Origin of the sequence: Sulfuricurvum sp. (assembly GCF_028688295.1) — a bacterium.
Lineage (GTDB): Bacteria > Campylobacterota > Campylobacteria > Campylobacterales > Sulfurimonadaceae > Sulfuricurvum.
This window is the reverse complement of sequence record NZ_JAQTYM010000010.1, coordinates 22,900-42,614: the sequence shown is the minus strand read 5'-3', so window position 1 is coordinate 42,614 and position 19,715 is coordinate 22,900. Positions and strand designations below refer to the sequence as shown.

The following is a 19,715-nucleotide window of genomic DNA, read 5'->3' as shown; positions in this document are numbered from 1 at the left end:
ATGGTGGAGCGGGAACCGATACCTTAGAGATTACAACTGCAGATACGTTAACAGATGGTGATTTTACGGGGGTTAGCCTTATTGAGACACTCAAACTTTCTCAAGATGCGGCACAAAGCGTTATTTTAGGAACAGAGGGGACAGCAGCAGGGATCGTTACGATTAATGCGGCGGCAGTAGTTACATCAGCGAATGCAGTAACCATCGATATCCAAGGGATGACTTCAGATAAAACGATGAGTATCACTACGGGTGCAGGTAATGACACGATCAAAACCAAAGGGACGTACCTTACTTCAGCAGATAGTATTAATGGTGGAGGCGGTAATAATACCCTAGAGATTACGACAGCAGATGATCTAGTGGATACTGATTTTACAAGTGTCACGAATATTAAAATATTAAAACTCTCTCAAGACGTGGCGCAAAGTATTGTTTTGGGTACTGAAGCTAGTCAAGCCACTATTGATACCATTGATGCAGCAGCAATATCCAATGTTGTCACCATTGATACGATTGCGATGTCATCTGCAAATATGACCATTACAACCGGTACAGGTAATGATTTAATCCGTTTTAAATCCGGTGAACTAACCAGTGGAGATGTTGTTGATGGCGGCAATGGTGATGATATTCTCGAAATTGTTGCTTTATCGGGTACGAATACAATAAATGATGTTGCATTTACAAATGTTACTGATATTAAAACCTTAAAAGTGACGAACACTGCCGGTGCTAATGTGGTAACATTTTCGGCAGAGGCTAAAGAAGCAGGGATAACGACAATTGATGCTAGTGGTAATACGAACGGAGGGTATGCCACAACATTTGATTTTTCGACGGCTGCTGTTGATGGCGATTATACGTTGACCGGAAGTGCTGGTGCTGATATCATTAAAATTAAATCAGCTCATCTTACAGTAAATGATGTAATCAATGGCGGTACCAATACGGATACACTTGAATTTACTACTACTATCAGCAGCACAGATGGCGATATTTTCAGTGGGTTAAGCAGTGTCGAAAAAATTAAACTAGCCGTTGGTAATGATCAACTTCTTACCTTAAATGCATATAGTTCAGACTTAACGATTGATGCAAAAACAAATTTGAACGCCGGAGATAAAGTTACGATTGATGCAGATCTTATGGCTAACGATCTTATCTTAAATACGGTCGGTGGTGCTGATATTCTTACCCTTGGATCAGGAAATGATAGTGTTGATCTAGGCGCAGGTGATGACATCCTAAAAGCAAAGAATTTACGTTTAGATTCTGCAGATTTGATTAAATTTGGTAGTGGTGTCGATACGCTAGAAATGCTCCAAGCGGCGACGTTGGTGGATTCTGATTTTACGCAGGTAACCGGTTTAGAAAAAATCATTCTTTCAAATGGTGCTAATAGTGTAACCTTAGGTGATTTAGCTTATACAGCAGCTGTTTATAGTGTTGATGGTTCGTCTTCTACATCGGCATTAACGGTGAAATGGGAGGCTCAGTCTGATATTGGAATGGGTATTACTGTTGTAGGAGGAAGTGCCGCCGATACGATCGAGATGAAGGCAGGACATTTGAGTGCCAATGATACGATTACCGGAGGAGACGGAGATGATATTCTTTCTCTAAAAGGGACCGGAATTGTCTATGATGATGTGTTTGTTAATAAAACCAGTATTGAAATCTTGAAGCTTGCCAATGCAGATCAAGATTATACATTAGGAACCAATGCTATTGCAGCGGGTATTACCAGTATTGATACTACAGATGTTACCACGGCAAAAATCCGCTTAGACCTCTCAGCAATGACTACTGATTTTACAGTAGCAACCAAAGGTGGAAGTGATACCGTTGTAATGGGAAGCGGTACTAGTGATGATATTAAAACGGGAGCCGGTGATGATACGATCCGTATTGCAGGCGATCGTTTGAGTGCGACTGATTTAATAAATGGTGAAGCGGATAATGACGTTTTAGAATTTACCTCTGCGATTTCGATTACGGACAATGCCATTTTAGGTGGTGTAAGCAACATTGAAACGTATAAACTATCAAATGCGGCAGATCAGGCATTGACTCTGAAAGCCGATGCGGCATTGACGACTATCGATGCCACGGCATTGATCGGTACCAATAAAGTAACCGTCGATGCAACAGCTATGGTTACAGATTTAACAATCAAAACCGGAAATGGCAATGATACGATTATCGCCGGAAGCGGATCAATCTATACGATTGATTCCGGATCAGGCGATGATTTGATCCAATTTGGTGCTGTATCAGATATCGACAATACTGATTCTATTAAAGGGGGAGTGGGTAAAGATACGTTGGAATTGACCGATACAACCGCTCAAAGTATCGACAGTACATTTTTCGGAACCCATATTAGTGGAATCGAAGTATTAAAAGTTGCCGATGTAACCGGACATACTATCGACCTCTCTACGGCAACGACAGCTATGACTAGTGGGCTGAATACAATCGATACTTCATTGGTTGCTACTACGAAAACAGTAACAATAGATGTTTCAGGCTTTACAACATCAATGAATATTATTGGCGGTGCAGGAGATGAGAGTGTTACGGCCGGTAAGGGCGTTGATAGTTATGTCTTGGGTGAGGGTGATGATGTATTAACGATCAATAATACCTCTTGGACCAAAGACGATACCATTAATTTGGGTGCAGACAGTGATACTCTCAATGTAGCTGAAGCGCTAAGTATAACTGATGAAATGTTTACCAAGGTTTCCGGCGTTGAAAAAATGGTATTGCTCGATAACACCAAAGATAAAACGGTTACGTTGGGATTGTATGCAAAAAACAGCGGGCTGAATGAGATTGATGCTTCTGCTTTAAATGGTGCAAGTAGTGCAACCGCTAAAAAAGCAGTGATCGATGCCTCTTTGATGACGAACGACATGACGATTACTACCGGAACCGGATACGATACTGTAACTATGGGTAAAGGTAAAGACACGATTTCTACCGGAGAGGGTAATGATACCATCAAAGTTTCCGGTGCCCAATTTACACTTGATGATGAGATTGATGGTGGTGCTAGTACCGATGATACTCTTATGTTTACTGATTCGGTCTCATTAGCGGATGCGAGTTTTACCAATGTGAGTAATGTTGAGGGGATAAGACTTTCTGATTTTGACCGTCAGACGATTGTACTTGGGGATGTAGCGTTAGGCAATGGAATATTGAGTATAGATGCTTCGTTGCTAACTGCAGGGAATCGTTCAACTACTGATTTCTCTACGGCGACTGTGGATAAGATTATAAGTGTGATCGGTGGTAAAGGGGATGATACGGTTAAAATGAGAGCCGTGGATTTTACAGCAGACGATACGATTCAAGCCGGCGTAGGGATCGATACCATCCATATTGCATCAGCTTCAAGTGGTGCAAATGCAGTTGAAGATAATGATTTCACTCTTGTAAGTGCCTTAGAAACGTTGAAACTCTCCGATTTTGATGCCCAATCGGTCGTTGTAGGTGCAAAAGCAAAAGTTGCTGGATTAAAAACGATCGATGCAACATCTCTCTCCGGTGCTAATGCGGTAAGTGTTGATGTTACTGCGATGAGTGGTATGAGTGTCAAAACCGGTTCAGGGAATGATACGATTAAAGCTGGATTTACGACAGCCGTTGATACGATCGAAGCGGGAGGCGGTGATGATACCATTGAGATAAAAACTGCGGCATTTACAGGGGATGTGATTGATGGAGGAAGCGGAACTGATACGATCCTGATTACCGATTTAGCAACCATTACCGATGTTAAATTCAGTGCAGTAACCAATGTCGAGACTTTGAAAGTCAGTGATATCTTGGGAACTTCCAACGTGACTCTTGGAGCTAAAGCTGATGCAGCGGGGATCGTAACCGTTGATGCTTCAGCGCTAACTGGAACGAATAAAGCCATCATCGATACGTCATTGATGATCGGAAATGTCGAAATTAAGACATCTTTGAATGATGATACGATTACTCTAGGAAGCGGTGTCTCCACAGTGAGTGCAGGCAGTGGAGCCGATACTATTAAAATAGCAGCGGCAAATTTGACATCTGCAGATTCGATCAGTGGTGGATTAGGAAGTGATATACTACTTGTCACCACAGCTTCAGTTGGTGCCAATGAGATTATCGATGCTGATTTTACTAATATCAGTGGCATTGAAACTCTCAAACTTTCCAACTTTGGGTCTCAAGTGGTTACTTTAGGTACTAATGGACGGTTGGCAGGTGTTAATTCGGTAGATGCAACAGGGGTAACGACAACAACATTCGGTGTTACGATCGATACCTCAACGATGAGTAGTTCTGTCACACTCAAAGGGGGTGCAGGTAACGATATCTTTAAACTTGGTACCTCAAATGATACGATTCTAGGTGGATTAGGTAATGATACCATTCAATTACAATCGTCTGATTTAACCTCTTTTGATAATTTTGACGGAGGAGCAGGAACCGATATTTTACATATTATCGATGCAGCAACAGTTGTGGATGATGATTTTACCGGTATCACCAATCTCGAAACACTTAAAGTGGGTGATTTCGCTTCACAAACGATCTCGGTAGGAGTAAAAGCTTCTGTGACAGGGGTAGGGCTTAAAACTGTTGATGCTTCATTGGTCACATCCGGTGTAACGGTAAATGCTTCTGAAGCAACGATTGCGTTGAATATTATAGGGGGAAGTGGAAATGATACCCTTTTGGCATCTAAAGGTACTAATGTAATTACTGCCGGAGATGGTAATGATACGATCAAAATAGCCAGTGTTGGATTTGATGCAAATGATAAAATTGATGGCGGTCTTGGAACGGATATTCTTGAGATCACCGATGGCGCTAATCTTATCGATGCGGCTTGGTCAAATATCAATGGAATTGAAACGATCAAATTAAACGATTTTGCATCACAGTCACTTGTATTGGGGGTAAAAGCCCAAGCCAAAGGAATTGTCAATATCAATGCAGCAGGATTAACAGGAACAAATTCAGTCTCGATAAATACAGCTGCGATGACGGTCAATCAAAATTTCAATATCCAATCGGGAGCAGGGGATGATACGTTTGTTGTTCGTAAGGCATTTTTAGACAGCAATGATGTCTTAAAAGCGGGAGACGGAAACGACACCCTTTTGTTCTCTGATTTAGCCATTATAAACGATGCCTTTATTGGTGATTTTGATGCTAATGCAGATTTTGAAATCCTTGCTTTAAGTAATTATTCTGCACAATCGGTTATTTTAGGTGCTAATGCCCTAGCAAAAGGGATTACGACTGTCGATTTATCCAAAGTTGTATCGACAACTTATGCAACGACAGTAACATCTACAATGGCGAGTGGTCTCAATGTTACAGGTGGTGCAGGAATTGATACAATAACAACCAACAGTGGAGTTTATAACGATACAATCTCCGGCGGAGCCGGAAATGATATCATCAGTATTGGCGGAGGAAATGATACTCTCACCGGAGGAATCGGAAACGATACGATCAAAGTATCAATTGCTAATTTAGATGTAATGGATAATATTGATGGAGAAGCGGGTATCGATATAGTAGAATTTACGACTGCCGGTGCAATCGGAGATACCCAGTTTGAAGGGTTGACATCGATTGAAACCATTAAACTAGCTAATGGTGTCAATTCAGTTACATTAACAGAGAAAGCACTCATTGCAGGGATAACAACGATTCAAGGACAAGACTCTAGTTCTGCATTAACCGTCAATGGCAGTGCATTTACTGGCAATATCTCTATTTATGGAGGCAGTGGTAACGATACCATTACTGCTGGAAGCGGAAATGATATTTTAGTCGGAGGCAGTGGAAATGATAACTATGCATTCTCGAGTTTCAATTTGACACAAAACGATAAAATTATTGATTCTAGCGGGACGGACACCCTTTTAATTACCGATGCTGCATCGATAACTGACACAATGTTTACAGGGGTTAAAGGGGTAGAAGTTATTAAATTGACCACAAATGTTGCTAACCAAACGATTTCACTTGGGACATATGCTAAAGCTGCAGGAATTACGACGATCGATTTATGGGATATTGATCCTATTAATGTGATATTGAATACAGCAGGGTATACAGGTTCGTTGAGTATTTTGAGTAACAAACAAGGTGGTACTTTTAAAGGAGGAACAGTTAATGATACGTTCCGACTTGCATACGAAGCATTTGATTCTGATGTTGGAACGAATTTAACAACCATCGCTGGATCTACCGGTATAGATACATTAGAAATGATGACAACTGCTAATGTTGTGGATGATGATTTTGGTAAAACAACTGCTGTAGAAATATTTAAATTCGCAAGTGATGGCGGTAGTGCAGTATTTGGAGCACTTGCAAAAAAAGCAGGAATCTTAACGGTTGATGCTTCTCAAGCCAACAGTGCTGTAACGGCAAATGCTACTGACATGGCACTTACAACCTTGAGTTATATCGAAGGTGGAACGGTTCTTGATAGCCATTTTGCTAATATCTCAGGATTTGCTTCATTAAAATTTGCTAAAGGTGATAATACAGTCACTTTAGGGGCAATTGCAGCAGCAAAATTTAGTACAGCAACTTTGGATGCATTGGCTTCTCTCAGCGGAGATAACTCTGTTTATAATCTTGATGGGTATGCTCAAGCCAAAACGATTGTATTCAAATCAGGGGCAGGAAATGAAACGATTGTCCTCAATGATATGCAGTTTGACGGTACACACACCATTACAGCCGGGACAGGGGCAGATACAATCAAAATCGCTGACGCAGCGACCATTTTCGATATCAATTTCGGAACTAGTAAAATCACAGGGGTCGAGGTACTTAAACTCTCTACCGGTGGTTCGGTAACATTAGGAGCTAAAGCACTTGCAGCAGGGATTACTACCGTTGATTTGAGTGAAACAACGGCAGCAAATACCATCGATAGCTCAGGCATGTTGAAAGGGGTTACGGTTCAATTGGGTGCTCAAGCCGATAATGTGACAACCGGAACGTATGCTGATACGGTAACGGTTGCTATAGGGTCATTAACTTCTGCTGATACGATTAATCTTGGTACAGGTACTACCTTGGATACTCTCCAATTTACAAATGCCGGTACCGTTTTAGATGCGGCTCTTACCAATGTCACCAATGTCGAAGTGATCAAATTTGCTGTCGGCAATAACAGTGCGACTCTATCCGCACAAACATCAGAAGCATTCGCAAGTACATTGCAAACACAACGCACCATTGATGCAAAACTTTCTGTTGCCGGTAACGCTTCGACATATGATATTTCTGGAATGACCAAAACGGTTACTTTTAATGGAGGTGCTGGAGATGAGACACTTGTAATGGGTGACCAAGATCATAATATTATAGCAGGGGCTGGAGCTGACACAATGTCCATCACCAATGCGAATCTATCGTCAACCTACGCTTCAACGATCGATGGTGGACTTGGAGAGGATACTCTAAGTATTACAGATGCTGCAGCGATTGATGATAACCAATTTACAAAAGTAAAAGGGGTTGAAGTCGTCAAGCTAAACTCTACTGATGCAACACAATCGGTAACAATTGGAGCTAAAGCAACTACGGCTGGAATCATTAAGGTGGATGCTTCACTTACCGGAAGTGTGACAATTGATAACGCTATGACTACCAATAAAGCAATGACATTTATCGGTGGGGCGGGTGCCGATACGTTCAAATTTAAAAATGCAACATTAGATTTGGCGGATACGGTTACTGGCGCAGGTGGAAACGATGTTGTTGAAATTACGGACAAAGCAACCATCATTGATACTGATTTCAAAAAAACAACGGGTGTAGAGACTCTAAAAGTTAATAATTTTGCCGGACAAATAGTCACTTTAGGTATCTGGGCAACTGCTGCAGGGATCAGAACGGTTGAAGCATCATCATTGACTAATGCGATGAAAATTGATACTGCAGCTATGGGTAGTGCTAATTTGACCCTTAACGGTGGCTCGGCAGCAGACACGTTTGTTATGAAAGGTAGCGATCTGAACGGAAGTGATACGATCGTCGGAGGAGTTGGAACGGATATTTTACAACTTTCAGGAGCGACTACTTTGGTGGATAGTGCTTTTGCCGGTATTACTGATGTTGAAAAAATAGTTTTGAATGTAGGTGCCGCATATAATCTTACTCTTGGTACAACCAATGCTGAAGATAAAGCAAAAATCGATACGATTGATGGCTCTAAATTGACCACGACCGCATTGACGCTCGATGCCAGCGTATATGCCTCAATAGATTTGACGGTTACATCAGGTGGTGGTGCAGATACGATCAAAACAGGTGCTGGAGATGATGTAATTACCTCCGGTGGCGGCAATGATACAATCGAATCGGGTGCAGGAAACGATAATATCGTCACTGGCGCAGGTAACGATACAATCACTTCGGGTACCGGTAACGATACGATTGATGGTGGTGCCGGTGATGATATATTCAAATTTGCAATGGCAGATTTGGATGCAAGTGATTCAGTGATTGGAAACTTAGGCAGTGATACGCTTTGGATGACTGATGCCGTTACACTGGCAGATACTCAGTTTACCCTTATTAAAACAACAGAGAATATTAAATTAGCTTCGACAGATGCTGCACAAACGGTAGAACTCGGTGTTAAAGCAACTGCTGCGGGTATTTTGAAAGTTGATGGGTCGGCTGCAGGAAGTGTGACGATTAATAACGCTATGACAACCAATAAAACGATGACGTTGATAGGTGGTGCGGGTGCCGATACGTTCAAATTTAAAAATGCAACGTTTGATTTGGCAGATACGGTTACGGGAGCAGGTGGTAGTGATGTGATAGAAATCACCGATAAAGCAACCATTATCGATACTGATTTTACAAAAGTCACCGGTGTCGAAACGCTTAAAATTGGAAATTTTGCAGGTCAAGTGGTTACTTTAGGTGCAAAAGCAAAAGTATCAGGATTAACTAAAGTAGATGCGTCGCTTGTTGAAACCGGGGTGACTATCAATGCATCGACAATGACATTTACTGCTGGTACATCAGGGATAACACTTATCGGGGGTAAAGGTGCCGATACATTGTACGGATCTGCCGGCAATGATATTTTTGTCTTTAGCAGCGCTGATGGAATGAGCGGTGCTGACAAAGTTTATAATTTTGCCGATACTAAAGATAAAATTGCACTCAGTGGCACCAGTGGTACTGCGGGTGATGCCTTGAGTGGCGGTGATTTCAGCACCTATATTACTTCTATTGCACAAGTAGGAGATAATACACTCATTACATTAGCCACCGGTACGAATGACACTATTACTCTTTTAGGTGTTGAAGCAACCAACATTACTGTAGCTGATTTCATCTACGGCTAACTTCTTTACAAAAGCGGGAACTCCCGCTTTCCCTTCTCTATAAAATTCTTCTATCTATTCATACCGCAGAGCATCAATTGGGTTAAGTCTAGCCGCTTTACGGGCTGGGAAATAGCCAAATACGACCCCAACGAGGGTAGAGAATAAAAACGCAATAATGACTATCGAGGTGTTAAATACCAACGGCAGATCAAAGAAAAAACTGATCCCGACTCCAAAGCCTAATCCCAAGAGTACTCCAATCACCCCACCGAGTGAGGATAGGACGATTGCCTCGACTAAAAACTGTAGCAGAACCTCCCTCTCCAGTGCTCCGATGGCGAGGCGGATTCCGATTTCACGAGTACGTTCGGTGACCGAGACGAGCATAATGTTCATAATCCCGATCCCTCCGACGAGGAGACTGATAGTCGCGACGGCTCCGAGGAGGAGGGTAAGCATTTTGGTGGTGGAGGTAAGCGTTTGAACCATCTCCCGCATATCACGGACACTGAAATCATCCTCTTCGCCGAGTTTGATGCGGCGGCGCTCTTGGAAGAGGGCAGTGAGGGAAGATTTGACATTTTCGATCACCGCAGGTGAAGAGGCAGAGACCAGAATCATCGAGATCTCTTGATTGCCGCTGACCCGTCGCTGTAGCAGTCGGATGGGAACGACGATAATATCATCCTGATCCATTCCGAACATGGACGCACCTTTGGATTTAAGTAATCCGATCACTTGACATGAAAATGTCCCTAAACGTATAGAGGCACCGAGGGGGTCTTGATCGCCGAAGAGTTCGCTCCGTACCGTTTCCCCGATAACACAGACCGATTTTCCTGCTTGAAGTTCTGCGGGAGCGAACATCCGTCCTGATTCAAACATCCAATCTTTGACGGCGAAATAGTCGTTATCACTTCCATCGATTGTCGTGGAGTAGTTTTGGTTTCCGTAGACCGCTTGAACCCCTTTGGAGCCTATCGGTGCAGCGCCTCGTATATCGGTGATTTCACGGTGAATGGCTTGGAGATCGTCGTGGCTGAACCGTTTAGCGGTGCTATCTTCACTTCGCGGCCCTTTGCGGTCCTGTCCCGGACGGAGGATGAGCATGTTGGTACCGAGTTTGGAAATACTGTTCGAGACATAGGCGGTGGTGGCATCGCCGAGCATCACCATCGCGATAACCGAAGCGACCCCGATCACGATCCCAAGCGTTGTGAGGATAGAGCGCATTGCACTGCGACGTATTTCACGTAGAGCGAGGAGAAAAGCATTCCAAATCATGAGTGAGCCTTGTCTATGAGCCCATCACGAAAACGGATGGTTCGCTCTGAGTACGCTGCCATATCATCCTCATGGGTGACCATGATGATGGTGATCCCTTTATCACGATTAAACGATTGCAACAGCTCCATCACTTCGATACTTTTGGCACTGTCGAGATTTCCGGTAGGTTCATCGGCGAGGAGGATGAGAGGATCGGTGACGATCGCACGGGCGATAGCGACACGCTGCTGCTGTCCTCCTGAGAGCTCACCGGGGGTGTGGTGGGCGACGTGCTCCAATCCGACACTTTTGAGAGCTTCGAGTGCTTTAGCTCTGCGAGTTTGGGCATCTATCCCCCGATACAGCAGTGGAAGTTCGACATTTTCAACGGCTGAGGTTTTTCCTAGCAGATTGAACCCTTGAAAGATAAATCCGATGTAGTTACGACGCAAGAGTGCTCGCTGATCTCTGGAGAGGCTCCCGACATCTACCCCCTCAAATAGGTATTCTCCCTGTGATGGGGTATCGAGACATCCGATGATGTTCATTGCCGTCGATTTCCCTGATCCGCTGGGTCCCATGATGGCTACGAATTCACCGCGTACTATCTCTAAATCAACACCGCGCAGAGCATACGCCGTTGCTTCACCCTCTCCATAAGATTTGGTAACATTGCTAAAGCTAATGACGCTAGAGGTGTGCGTACTCATTCACTATTCTCTTTGACACCGATGATAACCTTATCACCCGCTTTGAGGTTCGGTGAGGTAATGGCGGTTGAGATTCCGTCGCTTTTACCCACTTTGACACTGATGGATGAGGGTTTTTTCTCTTTGAGAATCCATACCGATTTTTCGTTTAATTTGCTCGTCTCTTGAGAGGTGTTTGCTTTCTCCTCTTTTGATTTTGGAGGGGTGAAACGGAGCGCTGCATTGGGGACGACGAGAGTATTTGCTAAAACACCGGTGATGATCTGTGCCGTTGCCGTCATCCCCGGACGGAGTTTTAGATCACTATTGGGCACTTCGACAACGGCATCGTAGGTTACTACACCATTGACCATTTGAGAGTTCAATCGCAGTTGCGTGATGATCCCTTTAAACTGCTCATTAGGATAAGCATCGACATTGAAGGTTACCTTTTGCTTCTCTTTTACTTCGCCGATGTCGGCTTCATCCACACTGACTAGGACTTTCATTGTATCGAGACTTTTTGCCATTTTGAACAAAACAGGAGTTTGCATCGAGGCAACGACGGTTTGCCCCGGTTCTACTTTGCGCTCTAAAATTATCCCCTCTACCGGTGAGACGACGATTGCTTTTCGGAGGTTATCCTCATGGGCTTCGAGTTCTGCACTGGCTTGGGCGGATTGAGCGATCGCCGCTTCTAAACCTGCTTTGGCGGTGAGGAGGGCGTTACCCGCTTCATCCACCTCTTTTTTAGAGGGGTAGTTTCCTCCGGTCTCTTTGTACATTTTATGGATCCGCTCATACTCGTTTTGGGCATTGGAGAGTGAGGCTTTGGCGGCGGAAATATTGGCCTTATAGCGCAAGAGGGAGGCTTTTGAGCTGGTTACTTGGGAGATCAGTTTAGTCGTATCCAACCGTGCTAATATTTGGCCCGCTTTGACATGATCGTTATAATCGACTAGCACGTCGGTAATGGTTCCGGAAACTTCGATCCCCACATCGATGGTATTTGTCGGTTCTAAATTCCCCGTCGCCGATACGGTAGTGGTGAGCTCTTTGATCTGCGCAGGTGCGGTGAGATATTCAGTTTTAGTCGATGAAGAGCTTTGCATCCAAAACCATCCCCCACCAATAAGTAGTAGAGTGATCCCCCCTATGAGGAGATACTTTTTCAGCGGTGATTTTTTCGGAGCATTGAGCCCGAGGGTTTGTTCGATCGATTCGGTAGATTGATTCATAAATTTTCCTTGGAAGGGTGAAGTGCAAAATGGAGTTTAGCGAACTCGATTTGGATATTGATCTCATTGATCTTAATCTCCAGCTCTTCGATCGTTTTGGTGTTTTTAAGGGTTTGTAGATCGTATCCCGTTTTGGTTCCGGCATTGACTCCGGCTTGGAGTACACGGATCAGTTCATCGTAGAGGAGGAGGTTTTTAGAGGTAATAGAGATAGTGTCTCGGTAGCTTTGAATTTTCTCAAGCACTTGAGCATATTGGGCATTCAGTTCTCTTTTTTTATCGGCAGTTTTAGCCGCTTCTTTGAGATAGGTTGCTTGTGCTTCTTGGATTGTCGCTGAGGCGTTATAGACCAGTGGCATGGTGAGCTGAAACCCTGCGCTATAGTAATTGCCATTGTAGGCTCCGCTGAGTTCTTTGGGATCGTAGTTACGATATCCGACATCTGCGTTAAGTGCGATGGAGGGGAGATAGTTGGTAGCCGTTACCTCGGAGAGGTTTTTGAGGGTATCGCTTTGCGCTTGTGCGTATTGTAAATCAAATTGACCTGAGAGGTACTGCTCTTTAGCGATCATCTCAAATCGGGGAATCGGAAACGTATCCGGGGTAATGTCGCTGATTTTAGCAATCTCAAAACGCTGTTCACTGAGGGCGTATTTGAGGGAAATGAGAGTTTTAAGCTCATTGCTTTTTCCCATAAATGCATTGTTTAACTCGGTAATATCGACTTTTCCGGCATCGTAGAGTTGACGTTTGATAAAGATTTCGATCTCTTTGTTATCGAGACGTTTTTGACTTTGTTCCAGCAATACACTGTTTTTTTGGTACGTGAGGAGGGCGAGAAACAACTGTTGATTCAACGCCGCTATTTGTTGTTGGTAGGCTATGGACTCACTTTGTTTTTTGGCATCGGCGTAAGCGATTTGATACATGATCCCACCGGAGCGAAAGATGTCCTGAGAGATGGACGCGGAGAGATTTTCGGTGTCACTGTGATAATCACCCTGTGCGCTTTTGTCATAACTGTACGACGCATTGAGATTCAGCGGTGCGATCCAGTTCGTGCGGAGTTTTTCATGCTCGAACTCATATATCTCTTTTTGTTGGCGTAATAACTCTTGTTTTTCGCCAGAGAGGAGTGCATTATCACTGCCACAGAGGTTAGTCATGAGAAGTAAAGGGAGTGTAGCTATATATCTTTTTTTCATCTCATCATAGTATTCTTTTTTCGGTAACAAAAAAGTAAATGGTGTGAATGAAATTTTAATGGTATAAAAAAAGTTAATAAAGGAAAAAAATTATCCTTTAAGTGAAAAACTTCTATGATTGACAAAATTATTACCAAAGGGAAATTATGAAAATTTTTGTTGCCCTCATCAGTGCAGCCGTATCACTTCTCGCAATTGAACCTATCGTTACTGCACAATGGCTGAATGAACATAAAAACGATACCAATCTTCGTATCATTGAAGTCTCCGAGGGGGATTTGTACGGATTAGAGCATATCCCGAATGCCGCACATACTACGATAGCCAAATGGCGTTTTGATAATGGTACCTTTCTTTCGATCCGTCCGGTTGCTGATATTGAAAAAGAGATCAGTGCTTTGGGTATCGATTCAACAACCGATGTTGTCCTTTATGCCCCGATTAACGATCCTAAAGATGTCTTAAAAACCTCATACATCTATTGGGCACTTAACTATCACGGAATTAAAAACGTGGCGTTGCTCGATGGAGGTCTCAAGACATGGAAAAACGGCAAATTAGAACTCACCCAAGCGGAACCGACGATCAAACCGACCGCGTTTAAAGCGTCAATCGACTCCGCTAAAATCGCTGACATCACCTACGTGAAAAATCACCTCGGTAAACTCCCGATGATCGATGCACGTCCGAGTGATATGTATTTAGGCGTCACCCCGACCCCAACCGTCAAACGTAACGGTCATATCAAAGGCGGTATGAGCTACTCATGGAACTATTCGGTCGATAAAGAGTATATGCTAAAACCTAAAACTATGTTAGAGAGTGTTTTTAAAGAGGGATACAGCCTCGACAAAAACAAAGAAGTGTTGGTTTATTGTACGGGGGGATTGGAGACGTCGTTTAACTATTTCGTCCTCAGCGGAGTCCTCGGATATAAAAACGTCCGATTGTACGATGCGTCGATGAAAGAGTGGGGTAACCATGACGATACCCCGATGAGCCAATACCGCTACGAGATGTTTAAAAAATAAGTTTACTTTTTGAGAGCAAGCGGGCTACAGAGATATTTTTTATCTTTGGCGACCCGCGCACATTTCTCACAGATAAATTTTGGTTTACTGACAATCTTGATGATTTTTTTGAAATCGGTTGCCAATTTATTTTTTTTGAGTTTGCATAGTGTATTCATGATAATCTCCGCATCCCCAAAAAGGGGATAAAATTAATCTAAATGTTCCCGTTTAAAATACTCACGTCCTGCTTTACATAGAGGGCAGGCAACAGGTGGTTTTTTTCCTCGGTGGATATGTCCGCATACTTCGCACACCCAAATCTCATCCTCTCCACTGGCAAAGAAACCATCGGCGATCAATGCCTCTTTGAGGGCGGCGTATTCGCGTTCGTGTTCTACTTCGACTTTACCTATGGCAGTAAAAAGCCGTGCTAACTCTTTATGCCCTTCGGCGGTAGCGATTTCGGCAAAGTTTGGGTACATCACCGTGTGTTCATAGTTCTCTCCACCCATTGCGCTATCGAGATTGGCGGCAGTCGCATCGACGTCACAGCCGTGGATTAGTTTATGATACGCTTTATACTCGGCACGGGCGTGGTACATCTCGTTATGTGCTGCTTCGCGAAAATGGCGCTCAACCGCGTGCCACCCTTCATCATGCGCGATGTCGGCAAACAGCTCGTATTTGTTCCGCGCCATACTCTCACCTGCAAATGCTTTCATCAGGTTGACGGAAGTGAGGCTTTTAGTAGTCATCTCCATCTCATGTCCGCAGCAGACGAGAGTTCCCCCTCCGACGTTTTGCACTTCGACTTCATTTCCGCACGTATTGCAATGGTAAGTTTCGTATTGACGCATAGTGGCTCCTCAAAATAGTGATTAAGCAAATCATAGCAGAAAAAGGGGAAACGAAAAGAGATGATTAAACGATAAACATTATCATTACTAAGATTATATTAAGTTGATAACTACTATCATGTTGAAATATTTTAATAATGCTAATCAAAATAAAAAACTATTTATATTAGCTTTAGATAAACAACGGAGAACCTTAAAATGAAAAAAGCAATTATGATGAGTTTATCGGTAGTAGTGGCATTAAGTGCATCAAGCATTGATGAAGCATTTAATACAGGAAAGGTTAGTGGACACATTCGAGCGGCGTATGTGAGCCAAGATAATATGGCAAATTTAGATACTTATGGAACATCGATTGGTGGTATTTTAAAATTTGAGACAGCCGATTGGGATGGAATTAAACTAGGTGTAGCAGCCCATATCAGTCAAAAAATAGATGTTGCAACCAATGATGATAAAAAAGTTAATCTTGATTTTTTGGATGAAGAAGGGAGATCATTTACATCTCTAGGTGAAGCGTATCTCGATTATACTTTTAACGATTTGAACCTTCGTATTGGTCGTCAGTTGATTGATACACCATTTGCTGATACCGATGATATTCGTATGCACCCTAATACATTTGAAGCAGCGATTATAACGTATAGTCTGATTGAAAATATGACGTTGGTCGGCGGGTATGTTACAAGGTGGGCGGGATACGATTCCGGTGATGATAAATCGACCTTTAAAAAACTAGATCCTAACGGGAATGGAGCGATCGTTGTGGGTGCAGTTAATGAGAGCATTGAACATCTTGCTCTTCAAGGTTGGTATTACGGTGTGGACAATGTAGCGGATATGGTGTATACAGATGCATCTTACGTCATTCATCTTAGTGAAACCATGGAATTCGATATTAGTGCTCAATACGCACAGTTCAATGAAAAAAGCGGTAGTGCAGTTGATGGAAATGTATTTGGAATAAGTGCAGCATTTAATGCAAGTGCATTAAACCTAGGGATAGCTTACAATCAAGGAAATAATGATAATAGCAAAACAACGCCGATTGGATTTGGTGGAGGTCCTTATATGACCTCGATGGAAGAGTGGACGATCGAGGCGATGAGTGATGTTAAAGCATATCAGCTCAGAGCAGAGTTTGATATGGCGAGTGCAGGATTAGAAGGCTTAATTCTCACAGCACTTTATGGCAATTTTAAAAGTGATACGGATGGAACTAAAGTAACTGAATTTGATGTGATCGCATCATTGGAACTGAATGAAGTGATCAGCGGCGATGTCAGTTATGCAATAATTAATGATAAAAATAATAATGCTGATGGTGGAATTGATGCGGGATATGATCGTTTCCTTGTCCGTTTGAACTATGCGTTTTAGGATGAATAATGCTAGAAAATACTATTGCTCCAACTCACCGTCTTGTACGGAGTGGATGTGCATGTTAAAAGATGAGCAAGTAATCGTCTCGTCATCTTCATCAGAGTATAATGGCATTGTTATAGAGTCAAAAATGCTGTTTAAAACGATAATGCAATCCGTATCGTTCACGGCAATGAGATATATACCCTGAGAATTACCAAAGGCAATAAGCTAATTCTCATCAAATAATCGGTGCTTGTGCACCGCATTTCCAAGGATTACTGTGTTCTACCGTCCCCTCATACTTCTCACCTGTACCCTCTCTTTCGCTTGTGCCGAAGAGATACTTCAGCTCGATAAAATATCAGTAGAAGAGACCTATAGCGTCATCGAGGAGCGTAAAGATAACTCCATAGCAAAACGTATCATAAAAGGTGAAGAATTAGCACAATATGGTGATATGAATGCACAAGAGATGCTCAAACGGACACCCGGTGTCACTATCAGTGAGGGTAAAGGGAAAAAAGGTGCTCCCGGAAAAGGGTACACTAAAGTGTTAATCGACGGTGAGGAGGTTTCAAGCACGAAACGGGGAAATCCACTGGAACATATCTCCCCCGATATGATCGAACGTCTCGAAGTGATGACCAACGGCTCAGCCGAGCACAGCGCTGAATCGATGGGGGGGATTGTTAATATCGTCCTCAAAAAACCTTCATCTGAGGGTAAAACGATCGCGAAAGTGACCGCAGGTGCGTATGAGGGTGAACCGATGGCGTCTGTATTCGTCCAAAATGAAGGAAAAAAGGGGAAGCTCTCCTATCTCGTAAATACGACATTATCGGATAACTCTCAGGATGATTCATCCTCCACTCTAACTGAGCGTTATAATGAAAACACCGATACCGATTCACGTTACCGATCTCTTAGCCTCAATACCAAACTAATCTATGCACCGACTTCGAAAGAGAAATATATGTTTGATGGAGCGCTCAATCGGAGCGATTATACAAAAGAGAGTGTCGAAAACAGAATGGGCAGTGTCAATGAAACCCTGCTGCACAACGATGAGGGGGACGCTCTGATGATCTGGGCAAAACTCTCAGGGAATCATAATCTCTCAGGTACCGAATTGGTTGAGTGGAAACTCAAATACCATGAGAACGATTCAGACGGTATTACGAGATCCGATGATGCAACAACGCAGAGTGAACAGAATGACCAAGGGACATTTCGGGTATTCGGAACCGAGGGGAGTTACTCAAAAGCATACGATGAGCATTTCATCAAAACCGGTATTGAACTCAAGCATTTGACTCAAAATGATGAGGTATCGACCTATGTTAACAGTGTGTTAGACACGGCGGATAAACAAAATTTACGTGAAGACAAAGGTTCATTTTACCTACAAGATGAGATAAGTATCGGTGAAAATATGGTCGTAACGCCGGGGATTCGATATGAGCACTCGCTTCGTCGTTTTGAGCAGAGTGTTGCTATCGATTATTTTGCCCCCTCGCTCCATGCTCTGTATAAACTGAGTGAGAGTGATAACCTCCGTGCGAGTGTTGCTAAAACAGTAAAATTACCTCGTTTGAGTGAACTCTCTTCGTCCCTAGACAGCTCTCTCGATGATAATGATCTTAACCATCCCGATGTGAGTGGAAATCCGAATCTCAAAGAAGAGTCAGCGATCAGTTACGAACTCCGTTATGAACACTTTTTTGACGATAAAGGGATAGTGAGTATCGGAGGTTTTTACCGTGATATTAGTGATAAAATCGAAAAACTTACAACGTACGATTCTGGAACCGGGCGATACACAGAACGCCCAGAAAATGCAGGAGAGGGGAAACTGTGGAGTTTAGAACTTGAGCTCAAAAAATCACTCGATGCATACACAAAAGGGCTAGGGATTTTTGCTAATGCCACGATTCAAAACTCTTCACTGGTTACTGATGGGGTCAAACGAACCATAAAAGGGACTAACGATTACATTTATAACATCGGGATTGATCATAGGTTTGAACCGTATCGCTTGACCTATGGTGCGGCCTATCGGTATGTGAGCGGTTATGATGATCCTATCGATGCGAGGGATGTGGCAGAATCACAAGAGGGGTATGGAACATTGGATCTATATGCTAAGAAGCGATTGGATTCTACTTATAAGTTGGGACTTAACCTCAAAAATATTACCCAAGAGAGCATCACAACCACTTCAAAACGCTATAGCTCAGGTGTACTGAGCGAAACCCAAATCGACAACGAAAATTCTCGCTTCCATTTCCTCGTAACACTAGAAGGTCGCTGGTAATGTTTGACGTTAAAATAAACCAATATTTAAACTTAAATCGTCAAAGTAGGGGTGATTTGTTAACCGATTATAGGATAAGATGGCTACTATTCTTAACCTAAATTTGAGGAGTTTCCCATGAAAGACAATGAACCAACACTTAGCTCGATCGAAGACTACGATACTCTAAAAGGATCGAAAAAACGGGTTGTATGGGCTGTTATTATCAGCGGTTTGATTATAGGAGCTATTTTTGTTACGGCAAAAATAATTTATGGCGGAGTAGAAGATACGATTCTTGTGAATGAAAGTATCGGTAAAGTTCCAGTTAAATAATGGTAAAATCCCCCTTTAAATTTTAAAACGCTAACGGAGCAAAGCCCCGTTAAGCTACGCTTGCCGCTATGGCACT

At 43.0% G+C, this 19,715-nt stretch carries 12 protein-coding genes; 6 read left to right on the top strand and 6 right to left on the bottom strand.

Features of this window, described 5'->3' with window-relative positions; translation table 11 throughout:
• Nucleotides 1-9,395: hypothetical protein (locus PHR02_RS04160; protein WP_299989360.1), on the top strand; the 9,395-nt coding region annotated here is incomplete at its 5' end.
• A 54-nt stretch (nucleotides 9,396-9,449) separates the two neighbouring features.
• Here PHR02_RS04160 and PHR02_RS04155 read toward each other — a convergent pair.
• From PHR02_RS04155 to PHR02_RS04140, 4 genes are read right to left on the bottom strand one after another with little or no spacing between them, the layout of a single operon-like run.
• Entirely contained in the window at nucleotides 9,450-10,661 is a 1,212-nt protein-coding gene (locus PHR02_RS04155; RefSeq protein WP_299989357.1) for an ABC transporter permease, read from the bottom strand.
• Nucleotides 10,658-11,353, bottom strand: a complete 696-nt coding sequence (locus PHR02_RS04150; protein ID WP_299989355.1) for an ABC transporter ATP-binding protein — start codon at nucleotides 11,351-11,353, stop codon at nucleotides 10,658-10,660. The genes PHR02_RS04155 and PHR02_RS04150 overlap by 4 nt, the downstream gene beginning before the upstream one ends.
• Nucleotides 11,350-12,570, bottom strand: coding sequence for an efflux RND transporter periplasmic adaptor subunit (locus PHR02_RS04145; protein WP_299989352.1), 1,221 nt, complete (start codon nucleotides 12,568-12,570; stop codon nucleotides 11,350-11,352). Before PHR02_RS04145 ends, PHR02_RS04150 begins: the two co-directional genes overlap by 4 nt.
• Nucleotides 12,567-13,775 carry a TolC family protein gene (locus tag PHR02_RS04140; protein ID WP_299989349.1) on the bottom strand — a complete coding sequence of 403 codons (1,209 nt, stop codon included), beginning with the start codon at nucleotides 13,773-13,775 and terminating at the stop codon, nucleotides 12,567-12,569. The genes PHR02_RS04145 and PHR02_RS04140 overlap by 4 nt, the downstream gene beginning before the upstream one ends.
• A gap of 146 nt (nucleotides 13,776-13,921) precedes the next feature.
• Between PHR02_RS04140 and PHR02_RS04135 the strand changes: the two genes are divergently transcribed.
• Complete coding sequence (locus PHR02_RS04135; protein WP_299989346.1) at nucleotides 13,922-14,806, top strand: rhodanese-like domain-containing protein; 885 nt, start codon at nucleotides 13,922-13,924, stop codon at nucleotides 14,804-14,806.
• Nucleotides 14,807-14,808: 2 nt separating this feature from the next.
• Here PHR02_RS04135 and PHR02_RS04130 read toward each other — a convergent pair whose 3' ends face one another.
• The gene (locus PHR02_RS04130) at nucleotides 14,809-14,964 is read right to left on the bottom strand and encodes a hypothetical protein (protein ID WP_299989343.1); all 156 of its coding nucleotides are present in this window, start codon (nucleotides 14,962-14,964) and stop codon (nucleotides 14,809-14,811) included.
• A 33-nt stretch (nucleotides 14,965-14,997) separates the two neighbouring features.
• On the bottom strand, nucleotides 14,998-15,645 hold the full coding sequence (locus tag PHR02_RS04125) for a ferritin family protein (RefSeq protein ID WP_299989340.1): 648 nt from the start codon (nucleotides 15,643-15,645) through the stop codon (nucleotides 14,998-15,000).
• A 198-nt stretch (nucleotides 15,646-15,843) separates the two neighbouring features.
• Here PHR02_RS04125 and PHR02_RS04120 point away from each other — a divergent pair, with 198 nt between their 5' ends.
• From PHR02_RS04120 to PHR02_RS04110, 4 genes are all read left to right on the top strand, one after another.
• Nucleotides 15,844-17,025 carry an OprD family outer membrane porin gene (locus PHR02_RS04120; RefSeq protein WP_299989337.1) on the top strand — a complete coding sequence of 394 codons (1,182 nt, stop codon included), beginning with the start codon at nucleotides 15,844-15,846 and terminating at the stop codon, nucleotides 17,023-17,025.
• A gap of 156 nt (nucleotides 17,026-17,181) precedes the next feature.
• A complete protein-coding gene (gene hemP / locus PHR02_RS13595) occupies nucleotides 17,182-17,256 on the top strand; it encodes a hemin uptake protein HemP (RefSeq protein ID WP_366141160.1) in 75 nt (24 codons plus the stop codon).
• A 34-nt stretch (nucleotides 17,257-17,290) separates the two neighbouring features.
• Nucleotides 17,291-19,324 (top strand): TonB-dependent receptor, encoded by a 2,034-nt coding sequence (locus PHR02_RS04115; protein WP_299989334.1) that lies wholly within the window; start codon nucleotides 17,291-17,293, stop codon nucleotides 19,322-19,324.
• A gap of 117 nt (nucleotides 19,325-19,441) precedes the next feature.
• On the top strand, nucleotides 19,442-19,639 hold the full coding sequence (locus tag PHR02_RS04110; RefSeq protein WP_299989331.1) for a hypothetical protein: 198 nt from the start codon (nucleotides 19,442-19,444) through the stop codon (nucleotides 19,637-19,639).
• The last annotated feature ends 76 nt before the right edge of the window (nucleotides 19,640-19,715 follow it).

Excerpts from the sequence above, each read along its gene's own strand:
- PHR02_RS04155 (WP_299989357.1), bottom strand. The coding sequence starts at position 10,661 with ATGATTTGGAATGCTTTTCTCCTCGCTCTACGTGAAATACGTCGCAGT.
- PHR02_RS04150 (WP_299989355.1), bottom strand. The coding sequence starts at position 11,353 with ATGAGTACGCACACCTCTAGCGTCATTAGCTTTAGCAATGTTACCAAA.
- PHR02_RS04145 (WP_299989352.1), bottom strand. The coding sequence starts at position 12,570 with ATGAATCAATCTACCGAATCGATCGAACAAACCCTCGGGCTCAATGCT.
- PHR02_RS04140 (WP_299989349.1), bottom strand. The coding sequence starts at position 13,775 with ATGAAAAAAAGATATATAGCTACACTCCCTTTACTTCTCATGACTAAC.
- PHR02_RS04135 (WP_299989346.1), top strand. The coding sequence starts at position 13,922 with ATGAAAATTTTTGTTGCCCTCATCAGTGCAGCCGTATCACTTCTCGCA.
- PHR02_RS04130 (WP_299989343.1), bottom strand. The coding sequence starts at position 14,964 with ATGAATACACTATGCAAACTCAAAAAAAATAAATTGGCAACCGATTTC.
- PHR02_RS04125 (WP_299989340.1), bottom strand. The coding sequence starts at position 15,645 with ATGCGTCAATACGAAACTTACCATTGCAATACGTGCGGAAATGAAGTC.
- PHR02_RS04120 (WP_299989337.1), top strand. The coding sequence starts at position 15,844 with ATGAAAAAAGCAATTATGATGAGTTTATCGGTAGTAGTGGCATTAAGT.
- PHR02_RS04110 (WP_299989331.1), top strand. The coding sequence starts at position 19,442 with ATGAAAGACAATGAACCAACACTTAGCTCGATCGAAGACTACGATACT.